The organism is Nonomuraea sp. NPDC048916 (assembly GCF_040649575.1).
Taxonomy (GTDB): domain Bacteria; phylum Actinomycetota; class Actinomycetes; order Streptosporangiales; family Streptosporangiaceae; genus Nonomuraea.
Genome location: NZ_JBEZFS010000001.1, coordinates 157,948 through 171,531 on the forward strand (window position 1 = coordinate 157,948; position 13,584 = coordinate 171,531).

General features: G+C 70.4%; 11 protein-coding genes. 4 read left to right on the forward strand and 7 right to left on the reverse strand.

The window, feature by feature from the left end; genetic code table 11:
• Position 1 precedes the first annotated feature (1 nt).
• Together AB0C16_RS00845 and AB0C16_RS00850 are read right to left on the reverse strand one after the other, a co-directional pair.
• The gene (locus AB0C16_RS00845; protein ID WP_357677404.1) at positions 2 to 328 is read right to left on the reverse strand and encodes an ATP-binding cassette domain-containing protein; all 327 of its coding nucleotides are present in this window, start codon (positions 326 to 328) and stop codon (positions 2 to 4) included.
• Entirely contained in the window at positions 325 to 591 is a 267-nt protein-coding gene (locus tag AB0C16_RS00850) for a GntR family transcriptional regulator (protein WP_357677406.1), read from the reverse strand. Before AB0C16_RS00850 ends, AB0C16_RS00845 begins: the two co-directional genes overlap by 4 nt.
• Before the next feature lie 126 nt (positions 592 to 717).
• On the opposite strand from AB0C16_RS00850, the gene AB0C16_RS00855 reads away from it, so the two are divergent.
• Together AB0C16_RS00855 and AB0C16_RS00860 are read left to right on the forward strand one after the other, a co-directional pair.
• Positions 718 to 3,816 (forward strand): ABC transporter permease, encoded by a 3,099-nt coding sequence (locus AB0C16_RS00855; RefSeq protein WP_357677408.1) that lies wholly within the window; start codon positions 718 to 720, stop codon positions 3,814 to 3,816.
• The gene (locus tag AB0C16_RS00860; RefSeq protein WP_357677410.1) at positions 3,813 to 6,398 is read left to right on the forward strand and encodes an FtsX-like permease family protein; all 2,586 of its coding nucleotides are present in this window, start codon (positions 3,813 to 3,815) and stop codon (positions 6,396 to 6,398) included. The genes AB0C16_RS00855 and AB0C16_RS00860 overlap by 4 nt, the downstream gene beginning before the upstream one ends.
• A 160-nt stretch (positions 6,399 to 6,558) precedes the next feature.
• On the opposite strand, the gene AB0C16_RS00865 is transcribed toward AB0C16_RS00860, so the two are convergent.
• Positions 6,559 to 7,500: an RNA polymerase sigma-70 factor gene (locus AB0C16_RS00865; RefSeq protein ID WP_357677412.1), complete on the reverse strand. Its 942-nt coding sequence runs from the start codon at positions 7,498 to 7,500 to the stop codon at positions 6,559 to 6,561.
• A 252-nt stretch (positions 7,501 to 7,752) separates the two neighbouring features.
• On the opposite strand from AB0C16_RS00865, the gene AB0C16_RS00870 reads away from it, so the two are divergent.
• A complete protein-coding gene (locus AB0C16_RS00870; protein ID WP_357677414.1) occupies positions 7,753 to 8,613 on the forward strand; it encodes an SDR family NAD(P)-dependent oxidoreductase in 861 nt (286 codons plus the stop codon).
• 13 nt (positions 8,614 to 8,626) lie between these two features.
• Here the strand turns inward: AB0C16_RS00870 and AB0C16_RS00875 are convergent, their stop codons facing one another.
• A complete protein-coding gene (locus tag AB0C16_RS00875; RefSeq protein WP_357677416.1) occupies positions 8,627 to 9,703 on the reverse strand; it encodes a hypothetical protein in 1,077 nt (358 codons plus the stop codon).
• A gap of 402 nt (positions 9,704 to 10,105) precedes the next feature.
• A complete protein-coding gene (locus AB0C16_RS00880) occupies positions 10,106 to 11,713 on the reverse strand; it encodes a ubiquinol-cytochrome c reductase cytochrome b subunit (RefSeq protein WP_357677418.1) in 1,608 nt (535 codons plus the stop codon).
• A gap of 158 nt (positions 11,714 to 11,871) precedes the next feature.
• Here AB0C16_RS00880 and AB0C16_RS00885 point away from each other — a divergent pair, with 158 nt between their 5' ends.
• Positions 11,872 to 12,348, forward strand: a complete 477-nt coding sequence (locus tag AB0C16_RS00885; protein ID WP_357677420.1) for a hypothetical protein — start codon at positions 11,872 to 11,874, stop codon at positions 12,346 to 12,348.
• A gap of 169 nt (positions 12,349 to 12,517) precedes the next feature.
• Here the strand turns inward: AB0C16_RS00885 and AB0C16_RS00890 are convergent, their stop codons facing one another.
• Together AB0C16_RS00890 and AB0C16_RS00895 are read right to left on the reverse strand one after the other, a co-directional pair.
• Positions 12,518 to 12,883, reverse strand: coding sequence for a hypothetical protein (locus AB0C16_RS00890; protein WP_357677422.1), 366 nt, complete (start codon positions 12,881 to 12,883; stop codon positions 12,518 to 12,520).
• Positions 12,884 to 13,079: 196 nt separating this feature from the next.
• On the reverse strand, positions 13,080 to 13,400 hold the full coding sequence (locus AB0C16_RS00895) for a GYD domain-containing protein (protein WP_357677424.1): 321 nt from the start codon (positions 13,398 to 13,400) through the stop codon (positions 13,080 to 13,082).
• Positions 13,401 to 13,584 lie beyond the last annotated feature (184 nt).

Sequence of the window (13,584 nt, forward strand, 5' to 3'; positions counted from 1 at the left end):
TTCACGGGATCGAGCGGCCGTAGTGCAGCATCTCCGCCGCGGTGAACCTCTGGTACAGGGGGTGGTCCTGGGCCACGAACCCCACCTGTGTCACTCCCCGCGCCTTGTTCGTCCATAGAGGCCGGCCGAACATCGACACGGTGCCCTCGGTGGGCCGCAGCAGACCGATGGCCAGGTGCAGCAGCGTGGTCTTTCCGGCGCCGTTGGCGCCGACCAAACCGATGATCCGTCCCTGGGGCAGGTCGAGGGTGGTGTCGCGCAGGGCCCAGCGGCGCCGACCGTAGCGCTTACCCAACCCGGCTATGCGCAGAGCAGGCTCGATACTCACGCCGACGCCCGATTCTGCTCGTCGTCGAGCACGGCAGCTGCCAGCGCCCGTACCTGATCGAGCTCCAGGCCGGCCTCCCGCGCTGAGTCGAGCCAGAGGCGAAGCTTGTGAGACAGCCGCGCGTAGGTCGCAACCGGCACCTGCTCGACCTTGCCGGTCACGAAGGTGCCCTGACCTGCCCGGGCCGTGACCAGTCCGTCCCGCTCCAACTCGCGATACGCCTTCGCGACGGTGTTGGGATTGACCACCAGGGCGGTGGCCACCCCCCGCGCGGTAGGCACACTGGACCCGGCACCAGAAGCCGAATCTGACGTTCTACACGCTCACCATGGTGTTCACCCTTGTGAAACAGCTTCAAATATCACGGGGGCGTATCAGGTGCGTCACCGTTGAAGAGATCACTCTTGCTCTCGTCCGACCACGCCCGGAAGGTCTACTACAGGGGCGAAGGGGGAGGGATGCGGGGGCCGCTGGTCGTCAAAAGGGCGCTCAGCGAGCCGCTGCCCCTCCTGGCCGCGTTCGGGTCGATCCTGCTGGCGACCGCCACACTGGTGGCGCTGACGATGTACGCCTCCTCCATCGCCGACGCCGGCATCCGCAGGGTTATGGAGACGGCCTCGTACCGCCAGACCACCACCACGATCAGCGCGCAGGTCACCGCCGAGACCTTCCCCAGGTATGACCGGGCCGTGCGCGACGACCTCACCAGGGTCTACACCACACTCCCGGCCGTCACCACCAGCCTCCGCTCCGACTCATACGTCATGCCGGGGCAGGACGGCAAGAAGCTGCCCGAGCTGCTCAGGTTCGGCAGCCACGACGGGCTCGACCGGCATGCCCAGCTGGTCTCGGGCAGGTGGCCTCGTACCGGCGGACCGGCCGTCGAGGCGGCGATCTCGCTGCCGGCGGCCTCGGCCACCGGGTTCGAGGCCGGCCGGGAGTTCGTCACGAATGGGCGGCTCGACCGGCGCCCGGTCACGGTCCGCATCGTCGGTGTCTTCCAGCTCGACGACCCCGTGGGCGAGCGCTGGGCGGGCGAGGAGTTGCTGAGCAGGGGCGTGGAACGCGGGGAGTACAGCACGTACGGGCCGCTGATGGTGGCGAAGGAAACGTTCGTCGCGCGCTTCGCCACCAGTGTCAGGGCCACCTGGACCGCGGAGCCGGACCTCAGCACGCTGACGCCCGAGCGGCTGCGCCCGCTGGCGGAAGCGATCGACCAGGTGGGCGAGCGGCTGACGGCGGCCGACTGCGTGAACTGCCTGACCGTCAGCCGCCTGCCCGAGATCCTCACCCAGCTCGCCACCGCGTCCCTGGTGACCCGCTCCACCATGCTGATCCCGGTGCTGCAACTGCTGTTGCTGGCCGCGTACGCGCTGATGCTCACTGCGCGGCTGCTCGCCGACCACCGCCGCATGGAAGTGGCGCTGCTGCGCTCGCGCGGCGCGGGTACGGTGCGCCTGGCTGCGCTGGCGGGAGGTGAGGCGCTGCTGGTGGCGGTCCCGTGCGCGATCGTCGCGCCGTTCCTCGGGCCGCCGCTGCTCGCGCTGGTCCACCGACTGCCGTGGATCAGGTCCTCGGGGGTGCGCCTCACGCCGTCGGCCGATCTCGGCGCGTTCCTCGTGTCGTTCGGCGTCGCCCTGGCCGCAGCCGTGCTGCTGGCGCTGCCGACCCTGGCGGGTGCGCGGCGCACGTACGTGGAGGAGCAGTCGGCGCGCGGCCGCGGCCTGCGCGGGCTGATCGAGGGGGCGGGCGCGGACCTGGCGCTGCTGACGGTGGCCGCGCTGTCGATCTGGCAGCTGCAGCGCTACGGCGCGCCGGTCACCGTGACGGCGGCGGGCGGGCTCGGCATCGACCCGCTCATCATCTCCGGCCCGGCGCTGGCCCTGCTCGCGGGCGGCATGCTGGGGCTGCGGCTGGTGCCGCGCGTGTCGCGGCTGGCCGAGCGGCTGACCTCGCGCAGGCCCACGCTCGCCCCCGCGCTGGGGGCATGGCAGGTCAGCAGGCGGCCGCTCAAGTACGCCGGCCCCGCGCTGCTGCTGACCTTGGCGATCGCGATCGGCATCGTGTCCATGGCCACCACCTCCACCTGGCAGGCCTCACAGCTCGACCAGGCCGACCACCAAGCGGGGGCCGACCTGCGCCTGTCCGGGCCGTCCGAGGGGCCCGAGCTGGGGTCGCTCGGGCGGGGCACGGCGTTCACCACACTGCCCGGCGTCACCGCGGCCTCCCCCGCCTTTCGCGGGCAGACCCAGGTGAGCGGCGAGAGCGCGCTGCTGCTCGGGCTCGACGCCGCCCAGCTCGGTGAGCTGTTCGACCTGCGCCCCGACCTGTCGGGGCAGACGGTCGCGCAGATGTCCCGGGCCCTCGCCGGAGACCAGGCGGGCAAGCTGGACCTGCCCGGACAGCCGCGCACCCTCACCGTGCGGGTCGAGGCGGACGCCGCCGGGCCGGCGCGGATGGTGCTGTCCGACGCGCTGGGCGTGTGGCGGGATCTGTCGCTCGGCGAGCTACGGGAGGGCGGGAACCGGATCGAGCTCGATCTGGTCTCGCTGGCCGGACGCTCCGGCAAGATCACGTATCCGCTGTCGCTGCGCGGCCTCGTCATGGGCGAGCAGACCGGTCTGAGGCTGACCGGGCTGAGCGCGGATGGCCGGGACGTGCCGGTGTCCCGGGCCTCCAGCGAGACACCGGGCGTGGTCGCCTTCGCGCCGTTGCGGGAGCTCGGGCCGCTGCCCGTGGTGCTCACCCCCGGCCTGGCCGCCTCGCTCAAGCTGGGCGTCGGGCAGACCGGGCCGGCCGGCTTCGCCGGCCGGATCCTGCAGGTAAGAGTGGTCGGCGTCGTGGCGAGCATGCCGACGAGCGCCTCCGGCCAGCAGGCCGTGCTCGCCGATTTGGGGGCGCTGCAGGCGTACGAGCTGGCCGCGGCGCGGCCGCCCCGGCCCGTCACCGAGTGGTGGCTCGCCGCCGCCGACACCGCACCGGCGCTGAAGATCCTTCGCAAGAGCCCTCAGTGGGACGTGGCCGCGGTCGACCGGCGTGAGCTGGCGGCAACGCTGCGGGACGATCCGCTGGCCAGCGGGCTGCAAGGGGCGCTGATCCTGGGATTCGCCGCGGCACTGGGGTTCGCGGTGCTCGGGTTCCTGGTGAACGTCGTGGTCGCGGCGCGGGAGCGGAGGGCCGAGTTCGCCGTCCTGCGGGCGCTCGGGACCAGCTCCCGTCAGGTGTTCGGGCTGCTGGCGACGGAGCAGGCGTTCGTCATCGGGCTGTCGCTGGCGGCCGGCACCGGGCTCGCCGTGGTCGTCGGGAACCTGGTGGTCCCGCACATCGTGCTGACCGGGCAGGCGTCGGCGGTCACGCCCGGCGTGCTGCTCCACATCCCGTGGGCGGCCACGGCCGCGATGCTGGCACTGGTGGCGGGGGTGCTGCTCGCGATCGTCGCCGGGCTGGCACGGCACCTGCGGCGTGGGCAGATCTTGGAAGACCGGTGAGGATCCTGCTGGGGGTCCGGGCGCACGCGGGCACATCGGCACTGCTCGTCGTGCTGACGACGGTGGCCTGTCTGCTCGTCACCGGGCTGCCCAGGACGATGCAGGCGTCGTTCGACGAGGCGCTGCGCCGGTCGCTGGCCACCGCCGCCGCCGTGCAGACCGACCTGACCGTGGCCGGGGAGCCGTTCAGACCCGGCGGGGACCTGCACGAACGCGCGCAGTTCGAGGCCGGAGACCTTCACTGGCGCCGCCTCCTCCCGGCGGCACTGCGGCCCCTGATCCGGCCCGCTGGTCACATGAGCGCCAAGACCTTCCGCGCACGCGTCGTCGGGACCGGCCGGGCCCAGACCTTTATCAACCTCGGCTGGCTGTCCGACGCCGACCGGCGGGTGGACTGGGTGCGGGGCCGCAAACCCGGCAAGCCGTCCACCATGCGCTACGAGGGCACGACGATCCCGGTGATCGAGGTGGGCGTCGTGGACGAGGCCGTACGCAGGATGGGCCTGCGGATCGGCCAGACCAAGGTGCTCGGCGAGAGGGACCACGCCGCGGTGAAGATCGTCGGCGTCTTCAAGGCCAAGGACCCGGGCGACCGCTCCTGGAGCCACGACTCCGACATCCTGCACGTCACCCGGGTGGTGCCGACGACCGAGCCGGAAGAGTTCCACACCACGACACTGATGTCCGACGACGGGCTGGCCGTGCTCAGCAGCAAGGCACCCAACCTGATCTACCGCTGGGTCCTCCCCCTCGACGGGCGGGCCGCGAGCGCGCTGGACGTGCCGGACGTCGAGGCGGCGGTCGCCGAGTTCCAGCGGCAAGTGACGGTCCAGGGGACGAGCACCACCACCTACCGCCTGGTCACCGGGCTGCCCAACCTGCTCGGCGACTTCCGGGCCGCGCTGTCCGCCGCGCAGACCATCATGTACCTGGTGCTCGGTGGGCTGCTCGCGGTCGCGCTCGGCGTGATCGCGCTGGGCGTGCGGCTGCTGACCGACCGGCTGGATCACACGCTGGCGCTGGCGCGGGCGCGCGGCGGGTCGCTGTGGCAGGTGGCAGGGGCCGGGGCCGCGCTGACCGCGCTCGCGGTGGGGCCCGCGGCCCTGGCCGGGTCCGCGCTGTCATTCCTCATGCCGGGGCCCGTGCTGCCGATCGTTCACCTCGGACCGGCGGTCGTGGTCGTCACCGCCGTGGCCTTCGCCGTGGCGCGGCTGGTGCTCGCGCATCGCACGCCGCTGCACGAGCGCCGCGACGACATGGTCGCCGTCCGGCCGTCCGCGCGGCGGGTGACGATGGAAGTGCTGGTCGTCGTGCTCGCGCTGGCGGGAGCGTACCTGCTGCGGGCCCGCGGGCTGTCCGGCTCCGCGGAGCAGGATCCGTTCCTGTTGCTGATCCCGATCGCGCTGACGCTCGCGGCCGCGCTGATCACCTTGCGTTGCTACCCGTACCCGCTGCGGCTGCTCGTCCGGCTGACCGCGCGAGGGCGGGCGGCCGTGCCGTTCCTGGGGGTGACCAGGGCGGCCAGGGCGCGCTCCGCCAGCGCGCTGCCGGTGCTGATCCTGCTGCCCGCGCTGAGCGTGTCGGTGTTCGCCGCGGTGATCTACGACGGGATCGCCACCACGCAGCGGCTGGCGTCCTGGCAGAAGGTGGGCGCGCCGATCAAGCTGACGTCGATCCCGGATATCCCGGCCGACGCCATCGAGCGGGTACGCAAGGCCGCCGGGGTTGAGCAGGTGGCGCTCGCGCTGACGGGCCGGGTGCAGATCGGGATCACCGGGGAGCGGCCCTACGCCGTCGCCGTGGACCTGGCGCAGTGGCGGCAGGTCATCGGCGACGGGCCCATCGACCTGCCCACGCTGTCCGGGGGCACGTCCGCGCTGCTCTCGCCCGAGCTGGGCAGACGGGGGACCTTCGAGATCAGGTGGCTGTCGCCGGTGAACCTGACCACCCAGGGTGTGATCGACTCGGTTCCGGGGTTCTACTCCAGCGGACAGTTCCTCGTCGTGCCGCGGGAGGTGCTGCCCTGGCCCGCGGCGAACACGCTGCTGATCAAGGGTGACGCCTCGCCCGCCGAGCTGGCGCGGCTGGTCCCGTCGGCCACCGTGGAGACCCAGGAGCAGGCGCTGGCCGCCATCCAGGCCGACCCGCTCACCGGCACGGTCCGCTCCACACTGCTCGTAGTGACGGTGGCGCTGGGGTCGTACGCGCTGGTCGCGATCGTCCTGTCGCTGGTCATCGGGGCGCCTGGCCGGGCCAGGGCGGTGTCGCTCCTGCGTACGCTCGGGTTGTCCGACCGGCAGGCCCAGCAGCTGACCGTGCTGGAGCTGCTGCCCATGGTCCTCATCACGGCGCTGGTGGGCCTCGCTCTGGGCCTGGGATTGCCGGCCGCGCTCGGGCCGGGCGTGGACATGTCCTCCTATGCCGGCGGCCTGCCCGTCGGCGACTACACCCCCGGCCTGCTCACGCCCATGGCGCTGGCGGCCGGGTTGGCCGCCAGCGCCGTGCTCGGCGCGTACGCGCACACCGCCATCGGCCGCCGTCGCAACCTCGGCGCCGTCCTTCGATTAGGGGACCTGTCATGAATCCGACATCGTCCGAACTGGAAGCGAAGGCCACGCGGAAAGGCGCCGCGTTCGGCGGCGACGCGCACATCGTGCTGGCCTCGGTGGTGACGCGGAACTTCAGCTTGAGCCGGCCTCGCATCCCGGGCTACGAGGCTGCGGGCCGGCTCGTCACCGGTATTCATCGCAGGGTGAGTGGGGTCTCGGATTCGATGCGGGTCAGCTTCTCGGGGTTGCGGACGTAGTAGAGGCCGGTGATGCGGGCGTCCTCGACCCGGATCGCCATGACGCCGTCGATCTCGCCGTCCACGCGTAGGACGAGTGCCGGGTTGCCGTTGACCATGGTGGGGTCACCGGTGAGCACGACTTCGGCCTTGCCGAGGCCGCCGACGATGAAGCGGGCCACCTTGTCGGCGCCGGTGATCGGCCGCGGCGCGGCCCGCTTGACGCCGCCGCCGTCGCTGACAAGGACGACTTGAGGGGCGAGCATGTCGAGGACGCCCTGCAGGTCCCCGGTTTCGAACGCGCGCTGGAACGACTCCAGAGCCGCCCGGGTCTCGCTCGGGGGGACCACCTCGCGAGGGCGGCGGGCATCGACGTGCCGGCGGGCGCGGTGCGCGATCTGGCGGACGGCCGCGGGGCTCTTGTCGACGGCGGCCGCGATCTCGTCGTAGCTGACATCGAAGGCCTCACGCAGCACGAAGACGGCGCGCTCGGTCGGCGACAGCGTCTCCAGGACGAGCATCAGCGCCATCGACACGCTCTCGGCGAGCTCGACGTCCTCGGCCACGTCCGGCGCGGTGAGCAGCGGCTCGGGCAGCCAGGAGCCGACGTAGGCCTCCTTGCGGCGCCTCATGGTGCGCAGCCGGTCGAGCGACTGCCGGGTCGTGATCCGGACCAGGTAGGCGCGCTGGTCGCGCACCTGCCCCATGTCGACCTTCATCCACCGCAGCCAGGTCTCCTGGAGGACGTCTTCGGCGTCGGCGGCCGATCCGAGCATCTCGTAGGCGACGGTGAACAGCAGGTTGCGGTGGGCGACGAACGTCTCGGTGGCGGAGTCCATCGTGCCGCCGCCGGCGAGCGGCTCGGCTGTGCCCGTCGTTGGCTCGCTGCGCTCGTTCATACCTGGCCCCTGCCGTTCGCTCTCAACTGTGCTCTACGCACAAGACGCCGGCCCTCACCGCGGTGTGACACCCGTGATCGGTGGCGCACGTCACATGACCGCACTGTCACAAAGTCCGGGTCGCCGGCGCCTCATCTTCGTCAGGACGCCGCGCGAACGTTCCGCGGCACGCAACTCCACGAGTGATCGCCTTGGCCCCGTTGCGTGGTGACCACCGCGCAACCGCCACCACAGAAAGAACGGAAAGACATCATGAGCAAGATCTGGTTCGTCACCGGTTCGTCCCGCGGCCTCGGCCGCAACTTCGTCGAGGCCGCCCTGTCTCGCGGCGACAAGGTGGCCGCGACCGCCCGGAACACCGAAAGTCTTGACGAGTTGGTCGCCGCCCATGGCGACGCGGTGCTTCCGCTGGAGCTGGACGTGACCGACAAGGCCGCCGTCTTCGAGAGCGTGAAGCGCGCCAAGGAGCACTTCGGCCGTCTCGACGTCATCGTGAACAACGCGGGCTACGCCCAGATCGGCGCGATCGAGGAGCTGACCGAGCGGCAACTGCGCGACCAGCTGGAGACCAACGTGTTCGGCGCGGTGTGGGTGATCCAGGCCGCGCTGCCCTACCTGCGCGAGCAGGGCGCAGGGCACATCATCCAGATGTCCTCGGCCGCCGGGCTCATGGCGATGCCGCTCGGCGGCGCATACCAGATCTCCAAGTGGGCCCTGGAAGCCCTGAACGAATCCCTCGCCCAAGAGGTCGCCGACTTCGGCGTCAAGGTGACCGTGGTCGAGCCCGGCGGCTTCGCCACCAGGGACGGCAAGAACCCCGATCCGCTCGCCAACGGCCACATGGCCGAGGCCAACCCGATCTACGACGGCCTTCGCCGGCGCATCGCGGGGTTCGCGGGAAAGCAGCCCGCCGGCGACCCGGCCGCCGCGGCCCGGGCACTCCTCAAGATCGTCGACTCCGGCAACCCACCCCTGCGAGTGCTCTTCGGCCAGGGCTTCTACCCGATGCTCCAGCAGGTCTACGCCGACCGGCTCAAGACCTGGGCCGACTGGCAGGACCTTTCGGCGGAGGCTCACGGCCACAGAGACCGCGCCGATCGGGCCGTTACTTGAGGATGACGCCCCGCTATTCCCTGCGGAAGGTGACGATCGACTCGGAATCGCCGTGGTCCACGTTTACCATCAGCCACAGCCGGGAGGTGCCGGGGATCCGCTCGATCACTGCGTGGTGCCCCGCCCCGCCCGGCGGCGGCGCCTCTTTCGTCCAGCTCCGGCCGTCCCAGTGCAGGACCGAGACTCCGCCGGGCGCGTCGTAGTCCTTGCCTGCGAACCAGACGTCGTCAGGTCCGAACGCGGTCACGCTCTCCAACCCGCCCTTACACGGCGGGATGGCGGGTCGCTGCCAGGATCGGCCGTCCCAGTGCAGCACCAGGGGCTGCTCACCGGCTCTGCCCACCGCCCAGACGTCGTCGGGGCCGATCTGCAAGATCGCGTTGAGGTAGCCCTCGGGGAACGCGGTCTCCTCATACCTGCCTTCATGCCCGTGCCAGATCACGGGCTGCTGATCTCCCCGTGCCCCGGCGACCCAGGTGTGACTGGCGCCGGTGTCCACCGCGACCAGCCCCGTCTCCTTGCCGCCGAGCACTCTTTCAGTGACGAAGGCGGCGCCGTTCCAGGCCAGAACCGCGGTGTCCGAGATCACGACCACCCGGCGGCCGTCGACGGCCACGTCCCGCCCGTGCACCCGGATCGGGTACCGTCGCCAGGCACGTCCGTCCCAGTGCTGGGCGAAGGCCTCGTCGAAACCTCCGCCCAGCATCCACGCGTTGCGCGGCCCGTCGGAGTCGATGCTCGCCAGGCCGCCCAGACTTCCCTGGACGGGCACCGCGCGCCACCGTGACCCGTCCCAGGCGCGCAGCGAGGTCGACACGCTGTCCTCCCAGCCGGTGTATCCGATCGCCCACGCCAGCTCCGGACCGGCGGCGCTCACGTCGCGCAGGCCACGCTCCCACGCGCCGTCGTTGGGCAGACCGGGGACTCGGACCCACCTGTTGGAGATCTCCGCGGTAGGCGTGGCCGATGCCGAAGGGGCCGACACCGTGGGCGTGCCTGACGGCGAGGGGGCCGACACGACGAGCGTGGGCTCCGCGGCACAGCCTAACGTGATCAAGCAGGCGGCTAGCGCCGTCACCCATGCCCTCATGGCGGCGAATTGTACGGCTTAGCTAAGACGATGTGCCCGCTCGGCTGTGACACCGTGCGAGAGACCCTCACCACCGGCAGCCCGTCGCCATCTCGACTGGTCGCCCAACAAGCCGGCCGTCTTCTCCTTCGGCACGAACATCTTGGCGCTGCCGCCCGCCGTAGCCACAGATCGTCGCGGGTGAGCGTGCCAGCTTCGTCGGTGATGAGCGCGGTCACGCCTGGGCGTCGTGGCGGGCGCTGCTCGAAGAGCGTTCATGCGCTCGGTGCTGACTGACACGCCCAGCGGATAGGAGCCGAAGTCGAGTTCGGCACACGCAGCCCGGTACGGGTACCGTCGGGCCTGGGAACGCGGTGCCGACGCCGCCGGCCGGCGCGGCCCCGGCCCGCGGGCACGTGACATTCAGTGAGTCAGGGACCGGTCGTGCTCCTCGTCCAGGGCGACCTTCTGCCCGCCGTACGCAGCGGACATCCGGGCCCGTAGTCTGCCGAGAGGGCTGCGCATGCGTGCAGGCGGGACGCCGGAACCGTTGTGAGCGGTGAGCACCGGCACGGCTTCCTTGGCGCGCAGGTGCGCCTCGATGTCCTCGGTCAGCGGTGTGTGCGTTTCGGTGAACGCGCCGCTGGGCAGGCGCTTGATCACGCCGGTGGGCACACCGTGTCCGATGAGTTCGGCGTCGGAGCGTTGCAGGCCGAGGCAGATCCGGTAGGTGATGAGGTAGGCGAGCACGGGTCCGGCGATCACCAGGACGCGTCCGGCGTAGGTGGTGGCGTTCAGGCTGATGTGGAAGGTGGACGCGATCTCGTCGTTGGCCCCCAGCAGCCACAGCACGCCGTAGAAGACGACGGCGGTCATGCCGATCGAGGTGCGGTGCGGGTTGTTGCGGGGGCGCTCCAGGATGTGGTGCTCACGCTTGTCGCCGGTGATCCACTGTTCGATGAACGGGTAGAGCAGCATCCCGGTGAGGATGACGCCCAGCGGCACCACCGCCGGGATGACCACGCTCAACGGCACCGTGCCCGCTTGGGCGGTGCCGAGGAGGTTGACCTCCCAGGCGGGCATCAGGCGCAGCGCGCCCTCCAGGAAGCCCAGGTAGAAGTCGGGCTGGGAGCCGGACGAGATGTCGGCCGGGCTGTAAGGGCCGTACAGCCACACGGGGTTGATCTGGGCGAAGGTGCCCATTCCCACCACCGCGGCCAGGGTGAACAGGAAGAACGCGCCGGTCTTGGCCATGAACGACGGATACAGCGGAGCGCCTACCACGTTCGTGCGGGTGCGGTCCTTGCCCGGCATCTGGGTGTGTTTCTGCACCCACATCAGCACCAGATGCGCCGAAATCAGCGCCAGCAGCGTCCCCGGAATCAGCAGGATGTGCAGCGCGTAGAACCGGGAGATGACGTCCTCGCCCGGATACTCCCCGCCGAACAAGAAGAAGGTCAGGTAGGTGCCGACCAGTGGCAGCGACATGAGCACGCCCTCGGTGACCCGCAGGCCCGCACCCGACAGCAGATCATCCGGCAGTGAATAGCCCGTCAACCCCTCCAGCAGGGCCAGCGCGAGCATCGTGACCCCGATGACCCAGGTCAGCTCGCGCGGCTTGCGGTAGGCGCCGGTGAAGAACACGCGCAGCGCGTGGATCATCATGCCGCCAATGAACAGCAGCGCCGACCAATGGTGGATCTGCCTGATGAGCAGCCCGCCGCGCACCTCGAAGGTGATCTCCAGCGTGGAGGCGTACGCCTGCGACATCTCCACACCCCTCAACGGCGCATAGACGCCGTCGTAGACCACGTGGCCCATGCTCGGCTTGAACCAGAACGTCAGGAACGTGCCGGTGAGCAGCAGGATGACGAACGAGTAGAGCGCGACCTCGCCCAGCAGGAAAGACCAGTGATCCGGGAAGATCTTGCGCAGGTTGCGGTTCAGGAAACGGCCCGCTCCCAGGCGGTCGTCAAGGAACGCTGATGTCCGTGCGATGGTGCCGGGGACCACCTTCGGTCCGGTTTGCATGGGCGACTACCTTTCTGTCCGCGTCATGACTAAGACGCCAGAGGGCGGGGGATTGTGACATCTCCGGAAGCCCTCCACAGCGAGGGGATGTCACATTCGTGCGGCGCCCTGCGTCTTAGGAGTGACTGGCGCACGTTTGAACCACGGCGAGGTGATCCATGGCGACGTCCTCACATATCGGCCCCGGCTCATGGCGGATCGTCCTGGAGGCGACCGAAGCGAGGCTGACGACGAGCAGGCGGAAAGGCCCTCGGCTCCTGTACGCGCCGCCACGCCTCGACGGCGCCTTCTACCTGCGGCCCAACGCTGCCCTGGCGGGATTCGCCCTGCAGCTCCCCCTACCGTCGCGCCGCGCCGAGCCACCGGTGCTGCACTGGGAGTCGGCAGAACTCGACCGCGACGCACACGCGTGGCTGCGATTCGGACGCCAGGCGGTGCGCTCACCCGTCTCGGTCGTGTGCGCCGAGATCCCCGGTGAGCGCCCCTACGTGAAGATCGTCCTGGAGACGGTGTTCTCCTCAAGAAGCTTGCGCCTGCCCGCCTGGCTTCCGCCGCGGCCGGTGACGCTCAGGCTGTTCAGCGAGATCCGCCCGACGGACAGGTCCCTTGGCTCGAGCCAGGACCAGGCGCCCTGAGACTCCGAACGCAGCAGCGGACGCCGTGCCCGTTCGAAGCCGTCGTTGTGGAGGGAGATCAGTTCGACGCCCGGTCCGTCTGGCAGGTGCCGACGGTCGGCATGGTGGCCGGCACGAGCACGATCAGGGGCAGGGTGGTCAGCGCGGAACCCATGTCACAGAGCCCGGGTCACAGGCCGTAGGCTGCCAGGGCGCCGAGCGGGGCCAGGTAGTCCAGGTGCGGCAGGTAGCCGGTGGCGTAGATGACCACATCGACTGGTTCGCGGGTCCCGTCCGCCCACACGACCTGGTTGGCGTCGAAGGCGGTGAACATGGGCCGCCGGTCCATCCGGCCGTCCGCCAGTGAGGCGGCGTAGTCGCCGGTGTCCATGACGAGAATGCCGGTGGCGATGCGGGCCAGCCAGTGCGGTGGCAGGGTGTCGAAGCCGGTGAAGCCGTCCTGGCCGGGGATCGTCGGCGTGTAGGGGTTGCCGAAGGAGCCGCCGGCCGCCACGACTCCCCTGGCCCGCAGGGTGTCACCGCTTGCGGGGTGCACCAGGAATCCGCCCCGAACGCATGTCGCCGACCCAGTCAGCCACCTCCACCCACCTGGCGACCCTGCGCGACGGCGGGGTGTTGGCCTCTCAACGGGAATGGAAGACGGTCTACTACCGCGCCGCGGACATCCATCGCAATCGCGCCAGGCAGCAGCCGCACAAGCCGCAGTCCAGGCGCTCGCAATCACCCGGCTGTCACGCGCCAGGAGCCCGGTATGCCACCTCCATCCGCGCGGCATCGTCGATCTCCTCTGGCGTCAGCAGGACAGCCGTCCTCGTTCGTACCGCCCCAGACGCCGATATGGTGAGACCCACAGCGGCCGAAGCCGCATTGCTCGGCAGGTCGACGATCACATACGTATCTGTCTCGCCGAACGCGAAATACATCTGCTCGACCCGGCCGCCGACGCTTTCCGCCATGCGCTCCACCGCTTGCCGGCGTCCGGTGCCGCCATCTTGCAACACTCCTTTGAGGCCGTCCGCGGTGTAGGTCGCCTGAATCAGGTACTTGGGCATGGTCGAGTCCCTCTTCTCGTGCCGCCACCCTGCGCTGCGGCGGCCATTGCGGTCACGGGGTCGAAGTTCTCGGCTTAGGGTGACGGTAATCCCACCCGCTGTACTGGTTTTCCCCTGTCGCAGTCTTACGCTGCGAAGCCTGCAGCGGTTTACAGCGCGTGACCGTTATGGAGGGCAGAGGGCC